We start from the raw sequence: 25,171 nt of genomic DNA, 5'->3' as shown, positions 1-25,171 counted from the left end.
GTCGTTCGGGTGTACATCAAGTACTCAACTTGCAATGCCGCCGCCCCGTGTCCACAGTAGGAGACCGGCGGGTATCGATGTCTGCATTCGATGTCTGCTCGAAACGGGGGCAATGTCTATGCGGGTGCTTTTTTCGTTTCCTCATGCACTCGGGGCGCCAGGTATCGGCTGGACGGCGTGGAACCAGGTCGACGGACTCGCCCGGCTCGGTCACGACGTGCACGTCGTGGCGGCGAGCATCGCGCGGCCGGTGCCGGCAAACGTGCGTGTGACGCAGACCCTCGCCGTTCGAGGCAAGAGGGTCCCGCACCGCGCGATCGGGCGTGACCGTGCTTTCGCGTGGCATGACGCCCGGGCGGCGCGGTTCGCGGCGAGCGGGGACTACGACGTCGTCCATCTGTGGCCCACGGGCCCCGGCCGCACCGCGGCGACGGCGCGCGAGCGCGGGACCGCCGTCGTGCGGGAGGCGCCGAACACCCACACGGAGTTCGCGTGGCGGGTGGTCGCCGAGGAGGTGGCGACACTGGGCCTGCAGGGCGAGGTGGACACCGCGCACACCGCGAACGCCCGCCGCCTGGACATGGAACGCGCGGACTGGTCGCAGGCGACCGCCGTCCTCGCGCCGTCGGATTTCGTCGCGCAGACCTTCCGCGACGCCGGTTTCGCCGAGGACCGCATCCTCCGTCACCAGTACGGTTTCCGCCCCGGGACGCGGGTCGCGCGGGCCCGCACCGCGACGCCGGCGCCTCTCCGCGCCGTGTACGTCGGACTCGGCGAACCCCGGAAGGGACTGCACTACGCCCTCGACGCGTGGCTGAGGTCGGAAGCGAGCACGCAAGGGACCCTCACGGTCGTCGGGCGCATGCTCCCGGCATACGAGGCTTTCCTCGCGGACAGATTGGCCCACCCGAGCGTCCAGGTCGTCGGCTTCACCCACCAGGTGGAGGCGGCGCTGGCGGCATCCGATGTCCTCCTTCTGCCCACCATCGAAGAAGGGTCGGCCCTTGTGACCTACGAGGCACAGGCGATGGGGTGCGTCCCCCTCGTCTCGACCGCATCGGGGGCGCTGATGGACGACGGCGTGCACGGTCTGTTCCACGAGCCCCGAGACGTCGACGCGCTCGCCGCGCACCTCGACCTGCTCTCGCGTGACCGAGCGGAGTTGGCGCGGATGAGCGCCGCCGCGATCGCGCACGGCCCGGAGCTCACCTGGGATGCCGCAGCCCACACCCTCGTCCGCTGCTACGACGCCGCGCGCGACCGCGCCACGGCGGGAGGTGCGCATGCTCACGCCGTCTGACATCTCTGTCATCGTCTGCACCCGCAACCGCCCCGGGTATCTCCGCGAGGCACTGGCGGCCATCCGCAAGACCACCCCGGCCGAGACCGAGGTCGTCGTCGTCGACAGCGCCTCCGACACGGACGAGACGCGGCAGATCGCGGAGGAAGCCGGCGTCGTCTACGTGCTCGCCGGCGCCGGATTGTCCGTCGCGCGCAACGCCGGCATCCATGCCTCTGCGCGTCCGTTCGTGATCTTCACCGACGACGACTGCCTGCCGGAAGAGGGGTGGATCGACGTCGTCCTCCCGCACTTCGAGGATCCGACGGTCGGGGCGGTCACCGGCCGCATGCTGCATCGATCGGAATCCGCCGCCAAGGCCCCGTACCGTCGGCAGCGCCTGTACCGCACACCCGTACAGGGACTCGATGCCGGCCACGGCGCGGTTATGGCGTTCCGACGCGAGATGCTCCTGCGGATGGGCGGCTTCGACGACGCCCTCGGCGCAGGCAAGCCGTGGGCAGGCGCCGAGGACCTCGACATCTTCGTCCGCATCGTCCGTGCCGGGTCGACCATCGTGCACGACGCCACGTGCATCGTCTGGCACAACAACACCCGCGAGGGTCAGGACTACGTCAACCTGCACCGGGGCTACGGCCTGGGGCTGGGCGCGATGATCGCGAAGTGGATCCACATCGATCCCGTGCTCGGCACCCGGCTCGCCTGGCGTCTGGTGGGGCGTTCGGTGGTACGCATCGTGCGGGCCTTCGCCCGCAAGAAGCCGGCGGCACACGAGCACGCCATGTTCGACGGCATCGTCACCGGAGCCCGCCAAGCATGGAGGACGCCGGTGATCGGCGAACGGTTCGCGTCCGCATCCCCGTCGGCGAGCGTCTCGCGTGCACCGTCGCGCGCAGTCGACGCCTCGACCGCCCCCGGTGCGTCGGTCGAGCTGCTCCGCATCCTCGACGAGACGCACCTCGCATCCAACATCCAGTACGAGACCATGCACACCGGGTGCATCCTGGTCCTGAGCGGTCGCAATCTGCGCCTGGACGACGGCTCGCTCGACCAGGAGAAGATCCTGGCGGGGGTCGATCGGCTCGTGCGACGGGTGCCGGAGTTCCGGCTGCGCGTCATCGACTCCCCGCTCGGGATGACGGCGCCCGCGTGGGTTCCGGCCAGCGATTTCGACCTGCGCAACCACGTGCATTTCCCCGAGGGCACCCACGACCTCGGGACGGACCGCCTGCGGTGGTTCATCGAGGGGGACCGCGGCCTGCTCCCGCGCGACCGTCCGCTCTGGGACTTCACGTTCACGCTGCTCACCACCGGTCAGGTCGCCTTCGGTGCCCGCATGCACCACGCCAACGGGGATGCCAAGTGGGCGATGGAACGTCTCACCGAGCTCACCGAGGCATCCGAGGTGTCCGAGGAGACACCGCTGCCGCGCACGGCCCGGCCGCCCGCATCGCGCGCGCTCGTGCCGCTGTACGCCGCCCGCAACTGGTGGCGGCTGCAGCCGAACGTGTCCGCCGCATGGCGTGAGTATTGGCGCAAGCCGGTCGTGAAGAGGGTGAAGCGCGTGGTCGGACGCAACATCCGCCCGCTCAAGGAGGTCTACGCGACCCGCCGGAACCTCCGTGCGAGCTTCATCCCTCCGTTCACCGACACCTACTTCGAGGTCGACGCCTCGGCGACCGCGCGCCGGGCGGCGAAGCTGCGAGGCTCGTTGAACGACCTCATCGTCGCAGCCGCCATGTGCGCGGTCGACGACGACCGTGACGGCATCGACGTGATGGTGCCGGTGTCACGTCGCAAGAAGGGCGAGCGCGCCATCCGCAACCACGTCGAGATGCTCCGCGCGCACGGGGCGCCGTCGTCGGGCCTGCCCGAGGTCATCGCGTCGGTGCGTTCCCAGGTCGCGGCGTTCGCGCGCGGCCTGGCCGTCGAGGAGCAGCCGCGCGGTCGCTCGATCGGGTACGTGACGCTGGTGCCGTGGTCGCGCGAGCCGAGGTTCTTCTCCGGGGATGTCGTGGAGCGCTTCATCGTGCTGCCGGCCTCGGACCGCAGGGACGAACTCGCGGTGTTCGCCGCGGTCTACGGCGAGAAGATCACCTTGACGGTGACCACCCGCGCGGAGCTGGACACCGACGGCATCGCCGGTCGGCTCCGCTCGATGCTCGAAGGGGCGGACGAATGAACAAGATCCGAAAGACGCTCGTGGCAGTCGCCTCGCTGCTGGACCCGCGGGTGTACCTGCACGGGTTGCGCGTGCTGCACTTCTACGGGTACTCCCACGTCTCGCAGGTGCGCAAGCTCACGCGCGGTACCGACGTCAGCTTCGCGCCCAACGTCTCGTTCCGGAACGCGGAGCGCATCACGATCGGCTCCGGGACGCGGATCGGGGAGTACTCCACCATCTGGGCGGGCAATTCGACCGGCCGGATCACGTTCGGCGAGAAGGCCCTGCTCGCTCCCCGAGTGACGCTGACGGCATCCAACTACGGCATCGCCAAGGGCGTCGCGCCCATGGACCAGCCCAAGCAGGAGGATGACATCGTCATCGGGGCCGGTACCTGGCTCGGGGCCGACGTCGTCGTCCTCGCCGGCGTCACCATCGGAGACGGCGCGATCATCGCCGCCGGAGCCGTCGTCACGAAGGACGTCCCCGAGAACGCGATCGCCGGCGGTGTGCCGGCCAAGGTCATCGCCTACCGGCGAGACGCCGAACCCGCGTCGACTCCCGGCCGGGTCACCGCGTGAGCGCGCCCACCGTCGACGCGATCATCGTCAACTACAACACCCGCGATCGCACCCTCGAAGCCATCGAGTCCCTGGTCGATCTCGACCTCGACTGGCTCGGGATCGTCCTGATCGACAACGGATCGACCGACGGCTCCCTGGAGGCGATCCGCGCCGCACACCCCGCCGTGACCCTCATCGACGCGGGCGAGAACCTCGGTTTCGCGCGAGCGGTCAATCGGGGAGTGGAGGCGTCGACGGCCGACTACGTCATGCTGTTCAACCCCGACGCGTCCGCCTTCCCCGGTTCGCTGGAGGCGCTGGTGAGCTTCGCCGAAGCCCACCCCGAGCACGGGATCTACGGCGGTCGCACGGTCGACGAGACCGGCGCGCTGGACCCGTCGTCGTGCTGGGGCGCGCCGAGTCTGTGGTCGCTGCTCTGCTACGCCACGGGGGCCTCGGCCGTCGCGAAGAAGTCCGCCCTGTTCGACCCGGAGTCCCTGGGTCGCTGGAAGCGGGACACGGTCCGCGAGGTCCCGATCGTCACGGGCTGCCTCCTGATGACGCGTCGCGACGTGTGGCACCGCATCGGCGGTATGGACGAGCGGTTCTTCCTGTACGGCGAGGACGCGGAGTTCTCGACGCGGGCGTGGCGCCGCGGCTTCCGTCCGGTCGTCGTGCCCGAGGCCGTCATCCGTCACGACGTCGGCGGCTCGAGCAGCTCGAGCGGGCGACGGCTGGCGATGGTCCTGGCCGGCAAGGTCACGTATTTCACGACGGTCTGGTCCGCACCCGTCGCGCTGCTCGCGGTGCTGCTGCTCCAAGCGGGCGTGGCCCTGCGCGCGGTCCTCGAGGCTCTGCGCCGCAGCTCGCGCGACGCCTACCGGCAGGCATGGGCGCACCGCCGTTCGTGGCGTCGCGGATTCCCGGCCGCAGAACGCACCCTGTTCGGGCGGGAGCCGTCGACGACGGCGCGGCATCCGTTGGTCGTGCAGGCCGAACCGGCCTTCCGCACGGAGAAGGCGAATCCGTACACCGCCGACCTCGCCCGTGCGCTGCAGCGTCAGGGCGCCGTCGTGCGCGACCTGCACTATGGACGTCTGCTCGTCGAGCGCACCGACGTCATCCACCTGCACTGGCCGGACCTGTCGTTCCTGTCGGGACCCCGGCTGTACCGACACGTCTGCCGGCTCGCCCTGTTCTACGGAAGCCTCGCGCTCTCCCGGCGCCGGGGGACCGTTCTGGTGTGGACGGTGCACAACGTCGCCGCGCACGAAGAGCGCTCGACGGCCCGCCTCCGTGCCCTCGCCGACAAGCTTCTGCTGAAGAACGTCGACGGCATCATCTCGTTGACGGCGCAGGGCGTCGTCGGCGCCCGGACCGCTTACCCCGAACTCGCCGCCGTTCCCGCGGAGGTCATCCCGCACGGCCACTACCGCGACTCGTACGATTTCGGGGTCGGCCGCAGCGAGGCCCGCGAGCGGCTGGGGCTCGACCCCCGTCGCCCGGTGATCGTCAGCGTGGGGCAGATCCGTCGCTACAAGAACGTCCCTCACCTGATCCGGGTGTTCCGCGAGAGCGAGGTGGATGCCACCCTGCTCATCGCCGGCAAGATCTCACCGCCCGAGCTCGAGGCGGAGATCCGCGAGGCCGCCCGCGGAGACGACCGGATCGTGATCGATGCGCGCTTCCTTCCCGACGACGACATCGCCGCAGCTCTCGCCGCGGCGGATCTCGTCATCCTCCCGTACTCGCGTATCCAGAACTCGGGTTCGGCGATCCTGGCCGTCTCGGCGGACCGCCCGGTGCTCGTTCCGCAGTTGGGGGCCATGCAGGAGTTGCAGCAGCAGCTCGGCGACGACTGGGTGCGCCTGTTCGACGGCGACCTGACACCCGCCGCCCTGACGGGCGCGCTCGAATGGTCGACGACCTCGGGGAGGCCGGAGCAGGCGGACCTGCGCGCGCTCGACTGGGATGTCATCGCCGCGCAGACTCTGAACGCCTACCGCAATATCCTCGGCCGAGCTCGGGTCTAGACCCTCGTGGACGGGCTCCGGATGTGCGGCGGTTTCGTTCGTTCTGCACCGCGACCGGCGGTGCGCACCGCATTCCTGGTCGCCGCCGTTGCTTTGCCGGACACGGCCCTGTAATGCGCCTACCGTACAATTCACCTGACGTCGGGCCCGAGAGAGATCGGCCCCGACACAAGATCTGGGGGAGATCAGTGATTCTTACTCGTGCGTCTGACAATGCGTCGTCCGGGAGGGCGGCGACGAGAGGGCACCGGCGGACCACGGCGGACCCCTCCGCAATTCGTCTCGAAACGGGTGAGGCCCGATGATCGCGGCGCGTGACACCTCCGCCCGTCTGGACCTGACCCCCGACAACCCCCGCAAGATGCTGCTTGCGGCATCGACCGGTGGGCACATCGCCCAGCTCGTGCGCCTGGCACCCGGGCTCGGGGCGACCGACGACTCGCTGTGGGTCAGCTTCGACTCTCCTCAGACCCGGTCGCTCCTGCGTGACAAGCGCACCCTGCTCGTGCCCTACATCAAGCCGCGCGACTGGCGCGGGACGCTCAAAGCCGTCGGGCAGATCGACAAGGCCCTCGCGGTCGAGAATTTCGACGCCGCCGTCAGCACCGGGGCCGCGCTCGCCACGGCCGCTCTGCCGGCAGCGCGTCGACGCGGCATCCCGGCGCTGTACATCGAGAGCGTCTCGCGCGTGCTCGGGCCTTCGCTGGCGGGTCGCATGCTGTACCACAGCCGTCTCGCCGAGATGCGCACGCAGCACCGCTCGTGGGCCGGCGGTCGTTGGGGCCTGCACCCGAGCGTGCTGGAGACGTTCTCCATCGAGGATCGTGTGCCTCCCGAGGGACGGCCGCTGAAGATCTTCGTCACGCTCGGCACCATCCAGGGCTATCGCTTCGACACTCTCGTGGACGCCCTGCTGGCGACGGGTCTCATGGGCGAAGACACCACCTGGCAGCTCGGTTACACCACCCGTGACGATCTGCCCGGTCGCGTCGTGCAGGACATGGATGCCGCGTCCTTCGACCGCGCCCTCCACGAGGCGGACGTGGTGGTCACCCACGCCGGAGTCGGCACCATCCTCGGTCTGCTCGAGGCCGGCGTGTACCCCGTCGCCGTCGTCCGCCGGGCCGGCCGCAACGAGCACGTCGACGACCACCAGGCGCAGATCGCCGGCCTGATGAACGACACCCGGATCGGAACCGCCGTCGAGATCGAGGACGTGACGGCGCAGGTGTTGCTCGAGGCGGCGGCGCGCCGCATCGCGACCACCGACGGGCAGCCGGCGCCGGAACGCCGCTGACGTCGTCCCCGGCGCGGGAACTACCGCGCCGGGACGACTGGTCAGCGCGGGCGCACGCGGAGCCAGCGCACGTCGTGCGCACCGAGCGTGAGACCCGCACCGAGCCACACCGGAGCGCCGGTGACGAGGTCGAGGGCCTCCGGGGCGAGTCCCGACAGGGTCAACGCATCGACTCCGACCGTGGAGTCGGCGACGTTGGCTGCGACCAGCACCGCGAACCCGCCGTCGCCGGGGCGAAGGAACGCCACCACCGACCCCGCACGGGCATCGAAGGCGACCAGCTCGTTGCCAGCGAACTCGGGCGTCGAGCGGCGGACGGCGAGCAGGCGCGACAACCGCGAGAAGACGCGCCCCGCCGGGGTCGCCGCATCCGTGCGGTCGGCGTAGTTCTGCTCGGGGCGGAACGGGCGGTGCACCCACCGACTGTCGCCCGCCTCCGCAGCCCGGTCGGCGTAGCCGTAGTCGTTGAGCTGGGCGACCTCGTCGCCGAGGTAGAGCAGCGGGATCCCGCCGGTCGACAGCGCCAGGGCGTGCGCGAGGACGACGCGGTCCTCGCCGCCGGCGTCACCCGCCTCGATGCCGGCGAGGGATGCGGTGGTGCCGGTGACCCGGGCGTCGCCGGTGCGGGGGTTCTCCTGGAACGGCACACCGCGGGCGAAGGTGCCGTCGGATCTGCCGACGTAGAAGTCGTTGAGGAACCGGCGGTGCGGGTAGCCGTCGATGCCGAGCTCGGCAGCATCCTCGTCGGCGAAGGTCCAGCCGATGTCGTCGTGGCTGCGCACGTAGTTCACCCAGGCCGTACCGTCGGGGAGGGCGTGGCGGCGCTCGAGCGCCTGCTGCAGCAGGCGGCCGTCGCGCGTCGCCAGCGCCTCCCAGGTGAGGGCCATCTGCAGCGGGTTGTACGAGATCTGGCACTCGTCGGGGGAGACGTAGGAGACGACCTCGTCGGGGTGCACGATGGCCTCCGACTTGAACAGCAGCCCCGGCGCCGCCATCCGCAGCACGGCGTTGAACGCCTGCAGCAGCAGGTGCGCCTCGGGCAGCGACTCGCAGGTCGTGCCGAGTCGCTTCCAGATGAAGGCCACGGCATCCATCCGCAGGATCTCGACGCCCTGGTTCGCCAGGAACAGCATCTCGCCGGCCATCGCCTCGAAGACGGCGGGGTTGGCGTAGTTGAGGTCCCATTGGAAGTGGTAGAAGGTCGCCCACACCCAGCGCCCGTCGTCGAGCTGCACGAACGAGCCCGGGTGGTCGTCGGGGAAGATCTCCCGCGTCGTCTGCTCGAACGCGTCGGGCATCTCGCGGTCGGGGTAGATGAGGTAGAAGTCCTCGAACCCCGGCTCACCGGCGACGGCCTTCTTCGCCCACTCGTGCTCGTTGCTGGTGTGGTTGAAGATGAAGTCGACCACGAGCGAGATGCCCGCGCGCCGGAGGTCGGCGGCGAGCGACGCGAGCTCCTCCATCGTCCCCAGTGCCGGGTTCACGCGGCGATAGCTCGACACGGCGTAGCCGCCGTCGCTGTTGCCCTCGGGGCTCTCGAACAGCGGCATGAGGTGCAGGTAGGTCAGCCCCAGTTCGCGGAAGTAGGGGATTCGATCCCGGATGCCGCTGAGTCCGCCCGCATAGCGGTCGACGTAGCAGACACCGCCGAGCATGCGCTCGCTCTCGAACCAGTCGGGGGTGCTGTCGCGTTCGCGGTCGAGGGCCTTGAGCGCCCGTGGACGCTCGGTCCAGGAGCGGCGGGCGAGGTCGACGACGGATGCCAGCCGTTCGAGGCCGTCGGTGCGCTCGCCGTAGAGGCGGACGAACAACTCGTGCAGGCGGGGCAGGTGCAGTTCGGCGTGGGCGAGGAACTCGCGGTCGGCGCCGGAGCTGTTCAGGTCGCCGAGGAGGTGCGAGACATCGCGGGGGCCGGGGTTGAGCTGTGTCACGGGTGACAGCCTGACGTATGGAATCGGTCCCGGTCGGCAGCGACGTGCCCGCGATCCGGGGCAGACGGCGGTCGGTGGACGATCATGGGGAGGTGAAGCCTCGCTCCGCGCACCGCCGCACCCGTGTGCTCGCCGCCCTCGTGGGCGTCGTCGTCGTCACGCTGTACGCGGTCGTCGCGCTACTGCAGATCCTCGTGTGGAACCCGGAGGCAGCGGTGCCGGGCCTGACTGCGGCAGAGGTGTGGCGCGAGGTGGGGACGGCGAGCCAGGGTCCGCCCAACGTTTCCGTCGTCGCAGTCATCGCCGCGGTCCCCTGCTCGCGCTCGTTTTCGGCGGGGTCTTGGCGCTGACGGACGTCGGTGTCTGGGCCCTCGTCTCCTGCTACCTGGGTCTGCTCGTTGCGGGGGTCACGGGCTACTTCATCGCCTCGTTCGGTCCGGGCATGGGACTCGCCGACACGTACGGCATCACCGGTGGCGACTCCGCGTTCGGCGGTGCCGCCCTGGGGGTGGTGAGCCTGCTCGCGATGCTCGGACTCGTTTCGATCTTCGTGGGCGGCGCGATCCGCAGCCGCCGCAAAGACGGCGCGCCTCGCGCGGCATGAAACTATTTTTGTGTCATATATAAAGCACAAAATGTGCTAGAAAAGTGATACGAAAGGTGGTTTCCATGAACCCCGAACACTTCTGGAACGTGGGCAACCGAATGTTGCAGGCACCCCTGCCGGAGCTCGTGTGGGGACTGCTGTCGTCGAGTGTCGTATGCGCTGTGCTCGGCATCGCGATCGCCTTCGTCGCGGCGCGAGTACGGCACGGCGGGCCGAGCGGGGCCGCCGTCGCCCGTGTCGGGCATGCTGCGATCGGCGTGATTGCGCTCGCGGTCGGGCTGGTGTGGATCGGCGATATCGCGTTGCGCGGTTACGTCATCGATATGTCCGCCGCCGTCTCGCGGTGGCGGTTTGCCCTCGCCCCGGTCGTCGCTGCCGCGGGGGTGGCCGCGTGGGCCGTGACGCGGCGGGCGACGCAACCCCGTCGAGCCGCGGACGCGGGGTCGGTGACTCGGCGCACGTGGGTAACGTTCGGGCCGCGCCGTGGCCTCGTTGCCCTTCTCGTCGCAATGGTCGTCGCCGTCGGCGTCATGGTCGTCTTCGGGCGGATGTCGACGGCCTTCGAGCCCGGCCTGGCCGCTCACGTGGCTATGGAAGCACCGAACGTCGAGGCGCCGCCTGTCGTGACGGTCTTTCCCGGCTGGGCTTACGGCATCCCCCTCCTCGCGGGGGCGGTCGCCCTTGCGGCGGCCGTGGTGCTCGCCTTGCATCGCAACGCTGCGCGGCCGTTTCCGGACGGGGTGAGGCTCGACCTCGAGCGTCGGGGTCGCGCCGACGCGGCGCGTGACATCGTCGCGCTCGCCGTCGCCACGATGCTCCTCATGCTCGGTGGGGTCTTGCGTCTCGCGCGCTCGGCTGCCGCGGACACCATGACCGTCCAGATGCCATCGGGCCACCTCACGAGCGTCCAGCTCGCACTCCCGCACGCCGACCTGATCATGGTGGGCGGGATCGCGGCCCCGATGCTCGAGATCGCAGGGAGCTCGCTGCTGACCCTGCTCGTGGTCCGCGCCGCCGCGGCCGTTCATGCCCGACGTCGGCAACCTGCCCCGCCGGCGGAGGTCAGGGTATGAAGGATGCCGTGTCCGCGGTTTCCCACCAGGTGGCCGCTCCCGCCGACGTGCACCGTCTGTTCCGCGGTCTCATCGTGTCAGGCCGGCTCGGAACAGGTGAGAAGCTGCCCACCGTTCGACAGGCGGCTGCAGATTTCGGGGTGGCGCCCGGCACGGTGCAGAAGGCATACCGTGCACTGGAGAGCGAGGGTCTCATCGTCAGCCGGGTGGGATCGGGGACGCGAGTGGCAGCGGGCGTTTCCGCGCTGTCCGCCGACCTGACCCGGCGCATACGCGAACTCGTCGACGCCGCCGTCGCCGAGGGAGTGGCTGCGGAGACGCTCGCCGACGTGCTGCGCCTGATAGCGGACGATGCCGGGTCGCGCTGATCGCGGCGGGGCGATCTTCCCCCTGCGTCGTACGATCGACGACGGCCCGAGTCGCGGGTACGAGGGGGACGCGGTGTCGGAACGGGGTGCGGTCGGCGTGGCCGTCGGGGGAGCGGTGCTCATCGGCGCCCTCACCGCCGTGCAGGCGCGCATCAACGGCACCCTGGGCGCCGAGCTCGGCGACGGCATCGTGGCCGCCGCCGTCTCGTTCAGTTCGGGGCTCGTCATTCTGCTCGTCCTGTCGGCCGCGCTGCCTGAGGGCCGGGGCGGTCTGCGCCGCCTGGTCACCGGCATCCGGTCTCGCTCGATTCCACCGTGGATGCTGCTGGGCGGTCTGGCGGGGGCCTTCACGGTCGCGAGTCAGGGGCTGACGGTCGCAACCATCGGCGTCGCGCTGTTCACGGTCGGCTTCGTCGCGGGACAGACCACCGGCGGGCTCATCCTCGACCGAGTGGGGTACGGCCCGGCGGGTATCGTGCCCGTCACCGTGCGCCGACTCGTCGGTGCGGCGCTGGCCATCGCCGGGGTGGTCGTGTGCTTGTCGGGGGACGCCCTCGGAGGCGTACCCCTGTGGATGCTCGTCGTCCCCGCCCTCGCGGGGGCGGGAGTGGCCTGGCAGCAGGGTACGAACGGGCGCCTGCGCATACGGGTGGAGAGCCCCCTGACAGCGACGCTGGTGAACTTCGTCGGCGGCACCGCGGTGCTGCTCGTCGCGGCGGCCGTGCACGTCGCCGTCGTCGGAGCCCCCCGCGCGGTGCCGACGGAACCATGGCTGTACAGCGGCGGTGCCGTGGGCGTGATCTACATCTTCTTGTCGTCGGTGGTCGTGCGTCGCACGGGAGTGCTGCTGCTGGGCCTCGGGTCGGTCGTCGGGCTCCTCACCACCTCGGTGCTGCTCGACGCGGCGTGGCCCGCTCCGGCGGCGCCCGCCACGGCGGTCGCCGTGCTCGCGGCGTCGGTCGCCATCGCCGGGGTCGTCGTCGCGGCGGTGCCCTGGCGGCGTCGACGCGGCTGAGGGTCCTCCCGCCGCCCCCGGACGACGCCGCCGCCCGGAGGAAACCCCCGGGCGGCGTCGCTGAACGCGTGTATCTCAGAGCGAGACGTCGTCGACCTTGCGGCCCTTCTTGCCCCCGGGCATGCGCGAGATGTGCTTCGCGGCATCCACGGTCTTGCGGCGCACCGGGCGCGAGCGCTGCGGCTTGCCGCCGACGTAGAGCCACCCGAGCAGCACCTCGCCCTTGTGCAGACCGTGCGCTTTCGCGAGCGCCTTGCTGCGGGTGTTGTCGTCGGTGCGCCAGAACACGCCGAAGCCCGCCTCGTCGAGCACGAGGCTGAGCATGTGGGCGACACCGGATGCCGCCGCCTCCTGCTCCCACGCGGGGATCTTCTTCGACGACACGTCCGCCACCAGCGCGATGATCAGGGGTGCACGACGCGGCTTCGAGGAGTATCCGCGCTTGCCGTCGGCCTTGTTCAGCGCACGAGCCAGCAGGTCGCGGTCGCTGCCGCGGATCTCGATGATGCGCCAGGGGCGCAGCGTCTTGTGGTCGGCGACGCGTCCGGCCGCGGCCACGAACGCCTCGAGTTCGGGTCCGGTGGGGGCGAGGTCGGTGACCTTCGACCACGACCGGCGGTCGCGCATCGCCTCGAGTGCGCTCACGCCTTGTCTTCCGGGGTGAAGCTCAGCGACAGCGAGTTCATGCAGTAGCGGTCGCCGGTCGGCGTGCCGAAGCCGTCGGGGAACACGTGCCCCAGGTGCGAGCCGCAGGTGGCGCAGCGCACCTCGGTGCGCTGCATGCCGTGGCTGCTGTCGTCGATCAGCTCGACGGCCTCGGGGCGCACCGATTCGTAGAAGCTCGGCCACCCGCAGTGCGAGTCGAACTTCGTCCCGCTCTGGAACAGCTCCGCACCGCACGCGGCACAGGTGTAGAAACCGGCGCGGCTCTCGTCGAGCAGCTCACCCGTCCAGGCGCGCTCGGTGCCGGCCTGGCGGAGCACCGCGTACTGCTCGGGCGTCAGCTCTTCGCGCCACTGGTCGTCGGACTTGTCGACGGCGTAAGTCATGGAAACTTCCCTTCTCCGGCATCCATTCTGTCGTGCCCGGGAGCGGTCAGGTCGGCCCGGCATAATCTGCGGGATGGATCAGGATGCCGTGACCGCCGTCGTCGAGAGGTTCGGGCGCTTCGCCCGCGAGGAGGCGCCCGGTCGATCCGCCGTGTACGAGGCGTGGGCGCGCCGGGTGGTCGACGACCCCGCGGTGGCGACCTCGCTCGCGGGCATCGTCGAGACGCGACGTCAGCCTCCGCTCGTCTTCGCCGTCCTCCGCGTGCTCGGCGCCCCGATGAGCGACCTCGACGCCTGGGCGTCGTGGGTCGTGTCCCACGCCGATGCGATCGCAGCCGAGTGCGGGCGTCGGAGCGTGCAGACGAACGAGCCGCTGCGCTGCGCTGCGCTGCTGCCGGCGCTGTCGCTGATCGAGGGGCCCATCGCCCTGCTCGAGGTGGGGGCGAGCGCGGGGCTCTGCCTCTACCCCGACCGTTACTCGTACCGCTACCGACGCGGCGCGGACATCCTCGCGCTGGACCCCGCCGACGGGGCGAGCCCGGTCGTGCTCGACAGCGTGCTGGAGGGTGCGCCGGAGATGCGGATGCCGCAGGTGGTGTGGCGGGCGGGCATCGATCTGAACCCGCTCGACGCACGCCGAGCCGAAGACCGGGCGTGGCTCACGGGTCTGGTGTGGCCGGGGGAGGAGGGGCGGCGGGAGCGCATCGTCGGCGCGCTCGACATCGCCGCGGCCGACCCGCCGCTGCTCATCGCCGGTGACGGGGCCGACGCGCTCCCGGCCCTCGCCGCCCGCGCGCCGCGCGATGCCACCCTGGTCGTGACGACCCCCGGCGTCCTCGCGCACGTTCCCCGTATCCGGCGCGCGGCCGTGATCGCGGCCGCCCGTGCGGCGGGACGATGGATCACCCTCGACGCGTCGGGGCTCCATGACGGCTGGACGCGGCCCGTCGAGTCGGTGCGGGGAGGCTTCTCGCTGGCGCTCGACGGTGACGTGGTCGCGGAGGTGGATCCTCTGGGCGCGTGGGTGGCGTGGCATCCCGGATCCGACGCGGCCCGCCCTTAACGTGGAAACGTGACTCTGTCGGACCGCGAACTCGCCTTCCTCGCCTTCGAGGGTGAATGGCGGCGCCATGCGGGGGCGAAAGAAGAGGCGATCCGCGCCGAGTTCGGCCTGACGCCCGCCCGGTACTACCAGGTGCTCGGCCGCCTGATCGACACCCCCGATGCCCTCGCCCACGACCCCATGCTGGTGCGCCGCCTCCGGCGCCGTCGCGACGAGGCCGCCGACCGGCTCCGGTCGAGGCTCGGTCGGGCGGCGTCCCGCTGACGGAGCGGCCAGGCTCCGACCGATAGCATCGTCCAATGGCCAGATCGACCTTCCCTCGGGATCGCTTCGACGACCTGCCCGATCCCTCCGGCCGAATCGGCGCCCACCGGGCCGAGAACCCCCGGTTGCGCGGATGGATCGTGTTCCTGTGGGCGGCCATCGCCACGCTCGTCCTGATCATCGCGGGCATCTTCGCCACCCTCGTCGTGTCGGGGCGCATCTCGCTCGGTCCCGACGACGCCGCGACCCCCGTGCCCACAGCCGAGGTCACCACGCCCGCCGTGGTCGACCAGTCGTATGCGGTCGTCGTGCTCAACGGCACCGCCGACGAGGGGTTGGCGGGGTCGTTGCGCGACACGATCATCGCCGCCGGGTGGCCGGGGGACGGCGTCGAGACGGGCGATTCCGACACCACCGACTTCGCTCAGACGACCGTCTTCTACCTCCGCGAGAGCGACGAGGCGGCCGCCGAGGGGCTGGCCCAGGCGATCGGCGGTGCCGAGGTGGCGCAGAGCGATTTCCTGCAGCCGACCGATGACCCCGGCACCCCCGACGACGAGAGTGCGGTCAAGCGGCTGATCGTCGTGATCGGCCTCGATCGCGCTGCCGGTCAGGCGTCGGAGTCACCCGCATCCTGACCCGCGTGGCCGCGTGTTTCCGCGGAGTAACAACTTGACGGCACGCGCGTCAACAATGCGTTCGAACCCTGATCCGGGGGCGCTCTCCGTGCTTACGATGACCTCGTCGTTCAGCAACAGGAGATTCGCATGACGCAGGGCACTGTCAAATGGTTCAACGCCGAGAAGGGTTTCGGCTTCATCACCGTCGCTGACGGGCAGGACGTGTTCGTCCACTACTCGAGCATCGAGATGTCGGGCTTCCGTGTCCTCGAAGAGGGTCAGGCCGTCGAGTTCACCGTCGGCAGCGGTCAGAAGGGACCGCAGGCGGAGTCCGTGCGTCTGGCCTGAGTGCTGGATCGAACGCCGCGGCATCCGAGTTCCGGATGCCGCGGCGTTCGTCGTTTCACGGGCGTTCGGTGGCTTGCACTCCCCAGGGTCGAGTGCCAGAATGAGTTAGCACTCGCTTTCGTCGAGTGCCAAAATCTGCAAGTCATCCGTCCGGGAGGGACGACACACTTATGGCAAAGATCATCGCTTTCGACGAAGAGGCTCGGCGCGGCCTCGAGCGCGGCCTCAACACGCTGGCCGACGCCGTCAAGGTGACCCTGGGCCCCCGCGGTCGCAACGTCGTGCTCGAGAAGAAGTGGGGAGCCCCCACGATCACGAACGACGGTGTCTCGATCGCCAAGGAGATCGAGCTCGACGACCCGTACGAGAAGATCGGCGCAGAGCTGGTCAAGGAGGTCGCCAAGAAGACCGACGACGTCGCGGGTGACGGCACTACCACCGCCACCGTTCTCGCCCAGGCGCTCGTGCGCGAGGGCCTGCGCAACGTCGCCGCCGGCGCCGACCCCATCTCGCTCAAGAAGGGCATCGAGAAGGCCGTTAAGGCCGTCACCGACGAGCTGCTCGCCTCCGCCAAAGAGGTCGAGTCCAAGGAGCAGATCGCCGCCACCGCGTCGATCTCGGCCGCTGACCCCGCCATCGGCGAGCTCATCGCCGAGGCGATCGACAAGGTCGGCAAAGAGGGTGTCGTCACCGTCGAGGAGTCGAACACCTTCGGCACCGAGCTCGAGCTCACCGAGGGTATGCGTTTCGACAAGGGGTACATCAACCCCTACTTCGTCACCGACCCCGAGCGTCAGGAAGCGGTCTTCGAAGACCCCTACATCCTGATCGCGAACCAGAAGATCTCGAACATCAAGGACCTTCTGCCCATCGTCGACAAGGTGATCCAGGAGGGCAAAGAGCTCCTCATCATCGCCGAGGACGTCGAGGGCGAGGCTCTCGCGACGCTCGTGCTCAACAAGATCCGCGGCATCTTCAAGTCGGTCGCCGTCAAGGCCCCCGGCTTCGGCGACCGCCGCAAGGCGCAGCTGCAGGACATCGCGATCCTCACCGGCGGCCAGGTCATCACCGAAGAGGTGGGCCTCAAGCTCGAGAACGCGACCGTCGACCTGCTCGGTCGTGCCCGCAAGGTCATCATCACCAAGGACGAGACCACGATCGTCGAGGGCGCCGGTGAGTCGGAGCTGATCGAGGGTCGCGTGACCCAGATCCGCCGCGAGATCGAGAACACCGACAGCGACTACGACCGCGAGAAGCTCCAGGAGCGCCTTGCGAAGCTCGCTGGTGGCGTCGCCGTCATCAAGGCCGGAGCTGCGACCGAGGTCGAGCTCAAGGAGCGCAAGCACCGCATCGAAGACGCTGTGCGCAACGCCAAGGCCGCTGTGGAAGAGGGTGTCGTCGCCGGTGGTGGCGTCGCGCTCATCCAGGCCGGCAAGAACGCCCTCGGCAACCTGAACCTCGTCGGTGACGAGGCCACGGGCGCCAACATCGTCCGCGTCGCCATCGAGGCCCCGCTCAAGCAGATCGCGCTCAACGCCGGTCTCGAGCCCGGCGTCGTCGCCAACAAGGTCGCCGAGCTCCCCGTGGGCCACGGCCTCAACGCCGCGACCGGCGAGTACGGTGACCTGTTCGCACAGGGCATCATCGACCCCGCAAAGGTGACGCGTTCGGCGCTGCAGAACGCGGCATCCATCGCCGGTCTCTTCCTCACCACCGAGGTCGTCGTCGCCGAGAAGCCCGAGAAGAACCCCGCTCCCGCGGGTGACCCGACCGGTGGCATGGACTTCTGATCCACGCCTGACGTCAGCAGAACGCCCCCTCCTTCGGGAGGGGGCGTTCTGCGTGTGCGGCGGGGTTCTCGTGAGGGTTCCGCGTGTGCATCCGGCACGCCCTGCCCCGCCGGGTGACGCGTCGCAGACACTCCACCTCTGGAGGCGAGGCGGAGGAGATTCCGGGACGGGAGGAAGGATCCTCACCGGAAGATCCTCCTCCGCCCGGATGTCCTCCGCTCTCGACGCCCCGCGCGGGGTCCCGCGTCGTCAGGCGGTCGGCTCGGGCCGATAGCCGTCGGGGAGACGCTCGAGGGGCTGCGTCTCGATGAGCGCGTGCTCCTGGGCATCGCGGCGGTCGGCCAGGGGGAGCGAGACACGGAAGGTCGCACCACCTCCCGGCGTGTCGACCACCTCGACCGTTCCGTGCAGCAGGTCGACGATGGATGCCACGATCGACAGACCGAGGCCCGACCCGCCCGTCTCGCGGGTGCGAGAGGTGTCGGCGCGCCAGAAGCGCTGGAAAATCTGATCGCGGATCTGCTCCGGAACGCCCTCGCCGTGGTCGATGATCTCGATCCACCCCATGTCGCTCTCGACGTCGACGCCGACGCGAAGGCCGATCGGAGAGTCGTCACCGGTGAACCGGCGGGCGTTCCCGAGGAGGTTCGCCACCACCTGGCGCACCTTGTTCTCATCTCCCAGCACGATCGGCGCGATCCGCGCGGGCGTGCGGACCACACCTGTCGGGGGTGTGGGTGCCGCGGCGGGGGCGGCGTCAGCAGCCGGGGACGGCGACTCGGCGACCTCCCTGGGCTTGCGTCGAAGCCGTGACAGGGTCGCCCCCGCGATGGCCATGGCCGACGTAGTCGGGGCGGCGCGACGGCGGCTCGCGGCCGTCGAGGGATCCCCGCCGGCATCCAGCAGCGGGTCGAGAGTGATGGTGGGCAGCACGATCTCGTCGCGCGAGGTGGTGTCGTCGACCGTCACCTCTCGCTGGGGCGAGGTGACCCGCAGATCGAGGGCCGCATCGCGGGCGATCGGACGCAGGTCGAGCGGGGTGATGGTCACGTCGCGTCGCTCGTCGAGACGCGCGAGGGCGAGCAGATCCTCGACGAGCGCACCCATGCGGATGGCTTCCTTCTCGATGCGCTCCATCGACTGCGCGACATCCTCGTCCGAGCGGATCGCGCCCATCCGGTACAACTCGGCGTATCCGCGCATGGTCACGAGAGGGGTGCGCAGTTCGTGGCTGGCGTCACCGATGAACCGGCGCATCTGCCGCACGGTGGCATCCCGTTGACCGAGGGCGCCGTCGATGCGCGCGAGCATCGCGTTGATGGCCGTCTTGAGCCGGCCCACCTCGGTGTCGGGGACGATGTCGGTGAGGCGCTGGCTGAAGTCGCCGGCGGCGATGTCCATCGCGGTCGTCTCGACCTGGCGGAGGTTGCGGAACGCCAGCGTCACGAGCCATCGGGTGAGCAGGGCGGTCGCGATGAGGATGAGCAGGGCCACGAAGGCGTAGATGCCGATGTAGGCGGCGACGATGCGATCGGTCGTCGCGAGCGGCTGGATCACCATCTGCGTGTAGACGCCCGAGCTGCCGTTGACCTGCAGCACGCCGACCCGGGCCAGGAAATGCTGACCGGAATCACCCTCGTGCAGCTCGATGCGCCGATCGATCTGGCTGTACGTCTGCTCGACCGTGAACGTCGACGGCAACTCGGGAAGAGTCTGGGATGCCGTGCCGTTGTAGAACGCCTTGCGCTCGCCGTCGGGGCCGTAGACGACGACCATCGAACCGATCTGCGGCGCGTTCTCGATCTGCGAGAACACGACCTGGCCGTCGATGGGCGTCATCGTGAAGACGCTGTCGGCGATGTTGCCGGCCGCCTGCTGAGCGAGCTGCTCGTCGAGGTTGTTCACCAGGGTCGTCCGCAGGAACACCATGGTGCCGATGCCGGCCGTGAACAAACCGATCGCCAGGAGCATGACGGTGACGCCGGTGACCTTGGTGCGAAGGCTCAGGCCGCGCCACCAGCGCGTGAGGGAATCGTCAGGATGCGACAGGGCAGATGCCTTCTCGTCAGGCGGTCTTGCCCGACTTCAGCATGTAGCCGAAGCCGCGCTTGGTCTGGATCAGCGGCTCGGAGGAGTGCGGGTCGATCTTGCGGCGGAGGTACGAGATGTAGCTCTCGACGATGCCGGCGTCTCCGTTGAAGTCGTACTCCCAGACGTGGTCGAGGATCTGCGCCTTCGACAGCACGCGGTTGGGGTTGAGCATGAGATAGCGCAGGAGCTTGAACTCGGTCGGGCTGAGATCGATCGACACATCGCCGACGCTGACGTCGTGGGTGTCTTGATCCATCGTGAGTTCGCCCGTGCGGATGATGGACTCCTCGTCGGCCTGCATGGTGCGGCGGAGGATCGCCTGGATGCGGGCGACGATCTCGTCGAGGCTGAACGGCTTGGTGACGTAGTCGTCGCCCCCGGCGTTCAGGCCCTCGATCTTGTCTTCGGTCTCGTCCTTCGCCGTCAGGAACAGGATGGGCGCGGTGTAACCGGCGCCGCGAAGACGCTTGGTGACACTGAAGCCGTTCATGTCGGGGAGCATCACGTCGAGCACGATGAGGTCGGGTTCCTCCTCGAGCACGGCCGAGATCGTCTGCGCGCCGTTGGCGACGGCACGCACCTGGAACCCGGCGAAGCGCAGGCTCGTGATGAGCAGGTCGCGGATGTTCGGTTCGTCGTCGACGACGAGGATGCGAGGTGCTGTCATGACCTCATTATCGTGACCCGACCCAGCAATCCGCTGGATATGGAACCGATGGGCGCGCCCTGCTATGGATCAGGCCGCCGCGGCGTCGATTCCGTCGGCATCCAGAATCGTGTAGGCGTACCCCTGCTCGGCCAGGAACCGTTGGCGGTTCTGGGCGAAATCCTGATCGACCGTGTCGCGCGCGATGAGCGTGTAGAAGCTCGCGGTGTGGCTGGACTGCTTCGGTCGCAGGAGTCGTCCGAGACGCTGCGCCTCTTCTTGGCGCGATCCGAACGAGCCCGACACCTGGATGGCGACGGAGGCCTCCGGCAGGTCGACCGAGAAGTTGGCGACCTTCGACACCACCAGCAGGGGGATGCTGCCGTCGCGGAAGCCCTGGAACAGCTCTTCGCGCTCGGGGATCGGCGTCGCCCCGGTGATCTGAGGCGCGCCGAGCGCCTCGGCGAGCTCGTCGATCTGGTCGAGGTACTGCCCGATGACGAGGACGCGCTCGCCCGGATGCCGTTCGACCAGGCGACGCGCGACGTCGATCTTCGCGGGCGCGGTGGCGGCGAGACGGTAGCGGTCCTCGTCGGCGGCGGCCGCGTACTCGAGGCGCTCGCCGGCGGGGAGGTCGATGCGCACCTCGTAGCAGGCGGCGGGGGAGATGAAGCCCTGCGCCTCGATCTCCTTCCACGGAGCGTCGAAGCGCTTCGGTCCGATGAGGCTGAAGACGTCGCCCTCGCGGCCGTCCTCGCGCACCAGCGTCGCGGTCAGTCCGAGCCGGCGCCGGGCCTGCAGGTCAGCGGTGAGTTTGAAGACGGGGGCGGGCAGCAGGTGCACCTCGTCGTAGAGCACCAGGCCCCAGTCGAGGGCGTCGAGGAGTGCGAGGTGGGCGTACTGACCTTTCCGCTTGGCGGTGAGGATCTGGTACGTCGCGATGGTGACGGGCTTGATCTCTTTGACCTGACCGGAGTACTCGCCGATCTCCTCGGGCGTGAGGGTGGTGCGCCGCAGCAGCTCGTCGCGCCACTGCCGCGCACTGACGGTGTTGGTGACGAGGATGAGCGTGGTGGTGCGGGTGTCGGCCATCGCACCCGCGCCCACGAGGGTCTTGCCGGCGCCGCAGGGAAGCACCACGACACCGGAGCCGCCCTCGGAGAAGGAGTCCACCGCCTGCCGCTGGTAGGGCCGCAGGCTCCATCCGTCTTCGGCGAGGTCGATGGGGTGCGGCGTGCCGGGGGTGTAACCGGCGAGGTCTTCGGCCGGCCAGCCGATCTTGAGCAGCTCCTGCTTGATGTGCCCGCGAGCCCACGCGTCGACGAGGAAACTGTCGGGGGTGGGGTGGCCGATGAGCAGCGGCGCGATGCGCTTGTTGCGCGAGACCTCGCTGAGGACGGCGGCATCGGTGGAGCGCAGGACGAGTTCTTTGTCGTCGTTGCGCTCGATCACGAGACGTCCGTAACGGTTGACCGTCTCACGGATGTCGGTGCTGACCGAGGCCGGCACGGGGAAGCGCGACCACCGGTCGAGGGTCTCGAGCATCGCGTCGGCGTCGTGACCTGCCGCGCGGGCGTTCCATAGCCCCAGACGCGTGATGCGGTACGTGTGGATGTGCTCGGGTGCGCGCTCGAGCTCGGCGAAGATGGCGAGCTCGTGCCGCGCCGTCTCCGCCTGGGGGTGTGCGACCTCGAGGAGGACGGTGCGGTCGCTTTGCACGATGAGGGGACCGTCAGCCATAGCGTTCGATTCTACCGGGGTCACGGCGGCAGGCGCCGACCACGCCGAAGCGAGGCGTCACTCGACGGGGACGACGCCGTCGATGTGCGATAGCGGCACGGTGCGTTCCACGTCGGCACCGCGGTCGCGACCGCGGAGTCGCCCGCCGCCCAGCCCCGTCGCTTCCAGTCGGAACACGCGGGCGGAGCCGTCGGGGAGGCGCACGGTCACGTCGATGACGGCACGGGCGCGGACGGCCTGGTCGAGCTCGCGTTCGAGCCACGCGGCATCCGAGTCGCCCACCCCCTCGTGCAGGCGTCGCAGCAGGTCGGTGTAGACGTCGGCGGGCTCGGCGGGAGGCCGCGTGCCCGGCGCCAGCTTCGCGCGCTCCAGGGCCCGAGGCCGCCCGTCGGCGTCGACGGCGACGGCGGGGTAGTGCGCGTCGGTGAGCGCCCAGAAGACGACGTCGCTCGACACGTGCGACACCAGTTCGTCGTCGTCGGTGCGCGAAAGCGCGATCGAGCGCAACGACTGGTCGATCTCCATCGAGCGCAACAGCGTCTCGTCATCGGTCACGACGCGCGTCAGATGGGTTGCGGGGTCGCTCATCACCCGCACCCGCCCGTGCTCGGCGGACGTGCGCTCGATGACGTACGCGAGCGGCTGCGGAAGCCCGGTCAGCGAGATGCCGCTGAGGAAGTCGCGGAGCGAGTCGGCCGTCTCGCCGGCCGTGATCGCCGCGCCGATCGAGGCCGCGCTGAAACGGTAGCTCGAGGCCTGAGCCCGCGACTCGCGCACGGCGATCGATCGCAACCGGACGTCCAGGTGCGGGGCGAGGGGTCCGGGCGCGATCGCGGTGAGGTCGTTTTGCAGGTACACGCGATCGACCTCGGGCGGGAGCAGTTCGCGCAGGGCCGACGTGTCGACATCGCCGCCTCGGGCGAGGGGTTCCGCCCACGGGGCGGTGCGACCCGCGGCATCCACGAGACCCCACCGTCGCAGGCGACGTGCCCACAGAGCCGCGCGGTCCGCGCCCTCGGGGTCGAACGGGGTGGCCCCGGCCCATTCGTCGACGGGGATCCACCCGCCATCGGCCGAGCGGTACGCGCGGGGGAGGGCGTCGCGCAGCGCCACCGCCGTGTGCTGCCAGCGTTCGAGGGTGGGCAGGCGCAGCCACTCCCGGCCGGCCGACGAGACGAGCCACGCGCGATCGTTCGCGCCCAGCAGGCCGACGTCGGCGGCGAGACCGACGAGCAGGTCGGCATCGGCGGGCGTCGACACGGCTCCGGCATCGACGAGTCGGCGGCGTTCCGTCGCGCCGAGGGAGCCCGACCCGATGCGTCCGAGCGGCGCCTCGAGGGTCTGCAGAAGAATGTCGGCCACGGATGCGGCATACGTGAAGGCGGCCTCGGATGCCGCGGCGGTCTCGGCTGCGGACGGGGTGTGCGACGGGGTGACGGCGGCGGGAACGCCCTCGGGCAGCGCATCGCGGACCGCGTCGATCACGCTCGGGAAGGGGCGACCGTCGTCTCCGACCAGGGCGCGGGCGATCAGATCGTCGCGCACCTCGCCCGTCGCAGGGGTGCCGGCGATCGCGGCGAACAGGGCGTCGGACTCTCGACGGGTGAGGGCGGGCAGTGCGCGGGCGACCGAAACAGGCTCGAGCAGCGCCTCGGCCGCGTCGAACATGTCGCGCCATGTCGCCGACGGCGAGACGTGCCGCTCGGCGAACAGGTGCGCGAGTTCGTGGTCGGAGCGCGCGCCCAACGAGACCGCCAGTGCGCGTTGAGCGGAGGTCTCGGCCACGTCAACGAGCCTTGTTGGCCCGGGCTCTTCGGACGAAGCTCATGATGAGCACTGCCAACAGGCATCCGAACGCGATGGGGGGCGTGATGAGGACGAGCAGGCTCACCACGGGCCACACGCCCGAGGCCAGATCGGCGCCGGCGGTGGAGCCGATGATGATCGCGAAGAAGCACAAGAGCGCCAGAACGAGCAACCCGAGCGACATGAACGCCAGGATGCGGTCGATGCGGCGGACGGGAACGTCGTCGCCCGGCGTGCTGCCGCCGGAGGTGCGGGTGCTCATCGGCCTCAGCCTACTGCCTGGCGGCGGTGCCGTAGGCTGGAAGACCGGGATCCGATCGGGTCCGACGTTCCGCCGCGCGATCGCGCACACACTCAGCGAGGTGTCCATGCCCACCGGCAAGGTCAGGTTCTACGACGACGAGAAGGGCTTCGGCTTCATCAGCACCGATGACGGCCAGGACGTGTTCCTGCACGCCACGGCTCTGCCCGCCGGAACCCCCGGGCCCAAGGCCGGGACGCGACTGGAGTTCGGCGTCGCCGACGGCAAGCGCGGCCCCCAGGCCCTGTCCGTGCGCGTCCTCGACGCCCCGGTGAGCCTCTCCAAGCGCTCCCGCAAGCCCGCCGACGACATGGCGATCATCGTCGAAGACCTCGTCAAGCTCCTCGACGGCATCGGTGGCGACCTGCGCCGCGGCCGCTACCCCAACGCCCCGCACGCGCAGAAGATCGCGGCCGTGCTGCGCAAGGTCGCCGATGACTTCGAAGCCTGAGCAGTCCGTCGATGAGCGCCTGACCGGCGCCCACGACCTGGCGCTCGCCGCGCTGCGCGAGATCACGCCCGCCGACACCGTCGGTCCCGCGGCCGGATACACGGCCGAAGACGACGGCGCCGTGTCCCTGCGTTTCCACACCCGCCTCTCCGGGTACCCGGGCTGGTTCTGGACGGTGAGCGTCGCCGTGGTCGACGGGGCCGATCCCACGGTGCTCGAGGTCGAACTGCTGCCGGGTGACGGAGCCCTCCTCGCGCCCGACTGGGTGCCCTGGGCGACGCGCCTGGCCGAGTACCAGGCGGCGCAGGTGGCCGCGGCGGCGATCGACGAGGACGACGACGAAGATCTGGACGACGACGAGGACGACACCGACGACGAGGCGGACGACGACGAAGACGAGCCGAAGGCGCGCTTCCACGCCGGCGATCTCGACGGTGTCGACATCGACGAACTCGACGCCGACCACCCCGACGAGGCGGACGACGACCTCGACGAGACGGATGACGACGACGAGTCCGACCGCTCCGACGAGTCCGATGAGGATGACGAGTCCGACCGCTCGGACGAGGACGACGACGAGGGCGACCGCTTCGGCGAGGACGACGACGAGGGCGACCGCAGCTACTGACCACGAACGACGAAGGCCGTCCC

The 25,171-nt window shown here is 69.9% G+C and carries 25 protein-coding genes; 17 read left to right on the top strand and 8 right to left on the bottom strand.

Annotation, left to right across the window (positions count from 1 at the left end; genetic code table 11):
- Positions 1-124: 124 nt before the first annotated feature.
- From FHS07_RS13135 to FHS07_RS13115, 5 genes are all read left to right on the top strand, one after another.
- Entirely contained in the window at positions 125-1,300 is a 1,176-nt protein-coding gene (locus FHS07_RS13135; protein WP_183420364.1) for a glycosyltransferase, read from the top strand.
- Positions 1,284-3,482, top strand: a complete 2,199-nt coding sequence (locus tag FHS07_RS13130) for a glycosyltransferase (protein ID WP_183420363.1) — start codon at positions 1,284-1,286, stop codon at positions 3,480-3,482. Before FHS07_RS13135 ends, FHS07_RS13130 begins: the two co-directional genes overlap by 17 nt.
- Positions 3,479-4,045, top strand: a complete 567-nt coding sequence (locus tag FHS07_RS13125; RefSeq protein WP_183420362.1) for an acyltransferase — start codon at positions 3,479-3,481, stop codon at positions 4,043-4,045. Before FHS07_RS13130 ends, FHS07_RS13125 begins: the two co-directional genes overlap by 4 nt.
- Complete coding sequence (locus FHS07_RS16835; RefSeq protein WP_183420361.1) at positions 4,042-6,060, top strand: glycosyltransferase; 2,019 nt, start codon at positions 4,042-4,044, stop codon at positions 6,058-6,060. The genes FHS07_RS13125 and FHS07_RS16835 overlap by 4 nt, the downstream gene beginning before the upstream one ends.
- Positions 6,061-6,361: 301 nt before the next feature.
- On the top strand, positions 6,362-7,357 hold the full coding sequence (locus FHS07_RS13115; RefSeq protein WP_221189495.1) for a glycosyltransferase: 996 nt from the start codon (positions 6,362-6,364) through the stop codon (positions 7,355-7,357).
- A 41-nt stretch (positions 7,358-7,398) separates the two neighbouring features.
- On the opposite strand, the gene FHS07_RS13110 is transcribed toward FHS07_RS13115, so the two are convergent.
- Positions 7,399-9,288, bottom strand: coding sequence for an alpha-amylase family protein (locus FHS07_RS13110; RefSeq protein WP_183420360.1), 1,890 nt, complete (start codon positions 9,286-9,288; stop codon positions 7,399-7,401).
- 92 nt (positions 9,289-9,380) lie between these two features.
- Here FHS07_RS13110 and FHS07_RS13105 point away from each other — a divergent pair, with 92 nt between their 5' ends.
- From FHS07_RS13105 to FHS07_RS13085, 5 genes are all read left to right on the top strand, one after another.
- A complete protein-coding gene (locus FHS07_RS13105; protein ID WP_183420359.1) occupies positions 9,381-9,638 on the top strand; it encodes a hypothetical protein in 258 nt (85 codons plus the stop codon).
- On the top strand, positions 9,629-9,892 hold the full coding sequence (locus FHS07_RS13100) for a hypothetical protein (protein ID WP_183420358.1): 264 nt from the start codon (positions 9,629-9,631) through the stop codon (positions 9,890-9,892). The genes FHS07_RS13105 and FHS07_RS13100 overlap by 10 nt, the downstream gene beginning before the upstream one ends.
- Positions 9,893-9,957: 65 nt before the next feature.
- Positions 9,958-10,968: a hypothetical protein gene (locus tag FHS07_RS13095; RefSeq protein ID WP_183420357.1), complete on the top strand. Its 1,011-nt coding sequence runs from the start codon at positions 9,958-9,960 to the stop codon at positions 10,966-10,968.
- A gap of 8 nt (positions 10,969-10,976) precedes the next feature.
- The gene (locus FHS07_RS13090) at positions 10,977-11,336 is read left to right on the top strand and encodes a GntR family transcriptional regulator (protein WP_343054719.1); all 360 of its coding nucleotides are present in this window, start codon (positions 10,977-10,979) and stop codon (positions 11,334-11,336) included.
- Positions 11,337-11,409: 73 nt separating this feature from the next.
- Positions 11,410-12,351, top strand: a complete 942-nt coding sequence (locus FHS07_RS13085) for a DMT family transporter (protein WP_343054718.1) — start codon at positions 11,410-11,412, stop codon at positions 12,349-12,351.
- A gap of 75 nt (positions 12,352-12,426) precedes the next feature.
- Here FHS07_RS13085 and FHS07_RS13080 read toward each other — a convergent pair whose 3' ends face one another.
- Positions 12,427-12,978, bottom strand: coding sequence for a nitroreductase family protein (locus FHS07_RS13080; RefSeq protein ID WP_183420786.1), 552 nt, complete (start codon positions 12,976-12,978; stop codon positions 12,427-12,429).
- A gap of 14 nt (positions 12,979-12,992) precedes the next feature.
- Positions 12,993-13,400, bottom strand: a complete 408-nt coding sequence (gene msrB / locus FHS07_RS13075) for a peptide-methionine (R)-S-oxide reductase MsrB (RefSeq protein ID WP_183420354.1) — start codon at positions 13,398-13,400, stop codon at positions 12,993-12,995.
- 73 nt (positions 13,401-13,473) lie between these two features.
- On the opposite strand from msrB, the gene FHS07_RS13070 reads away from it, so the two are divergent.
- From FHS07_RS13070 to groL, 5 genes are all read left to right on the top strand, one after another.
- Complete coding sequence (locus tag FHS07_RS13070) at positions 13,474-14,463, top strand: DUF2332 domain-containing protein (RefSeq protein WP_183420353.1); 990 nt, start codon at positions 13,474-13,476, stop codon at positions 14,461-14,463.
- A gap of 9 nt (positions 14,464-14,472) precedes the next feature.
- Complete coding sequence (locus tag FHS07_RS13065) at positions 14,473-14,727, top strand: DUF3263 domain-containing protein (protein WP_183420352.1); 255 nt, start codon at positions 14,473-14,475, stop codon at positions 14,725-14,727.
- A gap of 35 nt (positions 14,728-14,762) precedes the next feature.
- The gene (locus tag FHS07_RS13060) at positions 14,763-15,365 is read left to right on the top strand and encodes a LytR C-terminal domain-containing protein (RefSeq protein WP_183420351.1); all 603 of its coding nucleotides are present in this window, start codon (positions 14,763-14,765) and stop codon (positions 15,363-15,365) included.
- 129 nt (positions 15,366-15,494) lie between these two features.
- Positions 15,495-15,695, top strand: a complete 201-nt coding sequence (locus tag FHS07_RS13055; RefSeq protein WP_055956643.1) for a cold-shock protein — start codon at positions 15,495-15,497, stop codon at positions 15,693-15,695.
- Between the two features lie 170 nt (positions 15,696-15,865).
- Positions 15,866-17,485, top strand: a complete 1,620-nt coding sequence (groL, locus tag FHS07_RS13050; protein WP_183420350.1) for a chaperonin GroEL — start codon at positions 15,866-15,868, stop codon at positions 17,483-17,485.
- A gap of 249 nt (positions 17,486-17,734) precedes the next feature.
- Here the strand turns inward: groL and FHS07_RS13045 are convergent, their stop codons facing one another.
- From FHS07_RS13045 to FHS07_RS13025, 5 genes are all read right to left on the bottom strand, one after another.
- A complete protein-coding gene (locus FHS07_RS13045; protein WP_246383585.1) occupies positions 17,735-19,456 on the bottom strand; it encodes a sensor histidine kinase in 1,722 nt (573 codons plus the stop codon).
- A 94-nt stretch (positions 19,457-19,550) separates the two neighbouring features.
- The gene (locus FHS07_RS13040) at positions 19,551-20,243 is read right to left on the bottom strand and encodes a response regulator transcription factor (RefSeq protein ID WP_055956651.1); all 693 of its coding nucleotides are present in this window, start codon (positions 20,241-20,243) and stop codon (positions 19,551-19,553) included.
- A 69-nt stretch (positions 20,244-20,312) separates the two neighbouring features.
- Positions 20,313-21,962: a DNA repair helicase XPB gene (locus FHS07_RS13035; RefSeq protein WP_183420349.1), complete on the bottom strand. Its 1,650-nt coding sequence runs from the start codon at positions 21,960-21,962 to the stop codon at positions 20,313-20,315.
- Between the two features lie 57 nt (positions 21,963-22,019).
- Positions 22,020-23,747, bottom strand: coding sequence for a helicase-associated domain-containing protein (locus tag FHS07_RS13030; RefSeq protein ID WP_183420348.1), 1,728 nt, complete (start codon positions 23,745-23,747; stop codon positions 22,020-22,022).
- Position 23,748: 1 nt separating this feature from the next.
- The gene (locus tag FHS07_RS13025) at positions 23,749-24,030 is read right to left on the bottom strand and encodes a multidrug ABC transporter ATPase (RefSeq protein WP_183420347.1); all 282 of its coding nucleotides are present in this window, start codon (positions 24,028-24,030) and stop codon (positions 23,749-23,751) included.
- Between the two features lie 106 nt (positions 24,031-24,136).
- Here FHS07_RS13025 and FHS07_RS13020 point away from each other — a divergent pair, with 106 nt between their 5' ends.
- Both FHS07_RS13020 and FHS07_RS13015 read left to right on the top strand, forming a co-directional pair.
- The gene (locus FHS07_RS13020; RefSeq protein ID WP_183420784.1) at positions 24,137-24,520 is read left to right on the top strand and encodes a cold-shock protein; all 384 of its coding nucleotides are present in this window, start codon (positions 24,137-24,139) and stop codon (positions 24,518-24,520) included.
- Positions 24,504-25,148 (top strand): DUF3027 domain-containing protein, encoded by a 645-nt coding sequence (locus FHS07_RS13015; protein ID WP_183420346.1) that lies wholly within the window; start codon positions 24,504-24,506, stop codon positions 25,146-25,148. The genes FHS07_RS13020 and FHS07_RS13015 overlap by 17 nt, the downstream gene beginning before the upstream one ends.
- Positions 25,149-25,171 lie beyond the last annotated feature (23 nt).

The sequence above is a fragment of the Microbacterium proteolyticum genome, from assembly GCF_014192415.1.
Lineage (GTDB): Bacteria > Actinomycetota > Actinomycetes > Actinomycetales > Microbacteriaceae > Microbacterium > Microbacterium proteolyticum.
Note: the sequence above shows the minus strand (reverse complement) of the source record. Positions and strands in the feature narration are given on the sequence as shown.

Bases quoted from the DNA above. Each gene is read 5' to 3' on its own strand.
- FHS07_RS13045 (WP_246383585.1), bottom strand. From the start codon at position 19,456: ATGCTCCTGGCGATCGGTTTGTTCACGGCCGGCATCGGCACCATGGTG.
- FHS07_RS13020 (WP_183420784.1), top strand. From the start codon at position 24,137: ATGCCCACCGGCAAGGTCAGGTTCTACGACGACGAGAAGGGCTTCGGC.
- FHS07_RS13095 (WP_183420357.1), top strand. From the start codon at position 9,958: ATGAACCCCGAACACTTCTGGAACGTGGGCAACCGAATGTTGCAGGCA.
- FHS07_RS13015 (WP_183420346.1), top strand. From the start codon at position 24,504: ATGACTTCGAAGCCTGAGCAGTCCGTCGATGAGCGCCTGACCGGCGCC.
- FHS07_RS13080 (WP_183420786.1), bottom strand. From the start codon at position 12,978: ATGCGCGACCGCCGGTCGTGGTCGAAGGTCACCGACCTCGCCCCCACC.
- FHS07_RS13130 (WP_183420363.1), top strand. From the start codon at position 1,284: ATGCTCACGCCGTCTGACATCTCTGTCATCGTCTGCACCCGCAACCGC.
- FHS07_RS13035 (WP_183420349.1), bottom strand. From the start codon at position 21,962: ATGGCTGACGGTCCCCTCATCGTGCAAAGCGACCGCACCGTCCTCCTC.
- groL (WP_183420350.1), top strand. From the start codon at position 15,866: ATGGCAAAGATCATCGCTTTCGACGAAGAGGCTCGGCGCGGCCTCGAG.
- FHS07_RS13115 (WP_221189495.1), top strand. From the start codon at position 6,362: ATGATCGCGGCGCGTGACACCTCCGCCCGTCTGGACCTGACCCCCGAC.
- FHS07_RS13055 (WP_055956643.1), top strand. From the start codon at position 15,495: ATGACGCAGGGCACTGTCAAATGGTTCAACGCCGAGAAGGGTTTCGGC.
- msrB (WP_183420354.1), bottom strand. From the start codon at position 13,400: ATGACTTACGCCGTCGACAAGTCCGACGACCAGTGGCGCGAAGAGCTG.
- FHS07_RS13040 (WP_055956651.1), bottom strand. From the start codon at position 20,243: ATGACAGCACCTCGCATCCTCGTCGTCGACGACGAACCGAACATCCGC.
- FHS07_RS13025 (WP_183420347.1), bottom strand. From the start codon at position 24,030: ATGAGCACCCGCACCTCCGGCGGCAGCACGCCGGGCGACGACGTTCCC.
- FHS07_RS13125 (WP_183420362.1), top strand. From the start codon at position 3,479: ATGAACAAGATCCGAAAGACGCTCGTGGCAGTCGCCTCGCTGCTGGAC.
- FHS07_RS13060 (WP_183420351.1), top strand. From the start codon at position 14,763: ATGGCCAGATCGACCTTCCCTCGGGATCGCTTCGACGACCTGCCCGAT.
- FHS07_RS13070 (WP_183420353.1), top strand. From the start codon at position 13,474: ATGGATCAGGATGCCGTGACCGCCGTCGTCGAGAGGTTCGGGCGCTTC.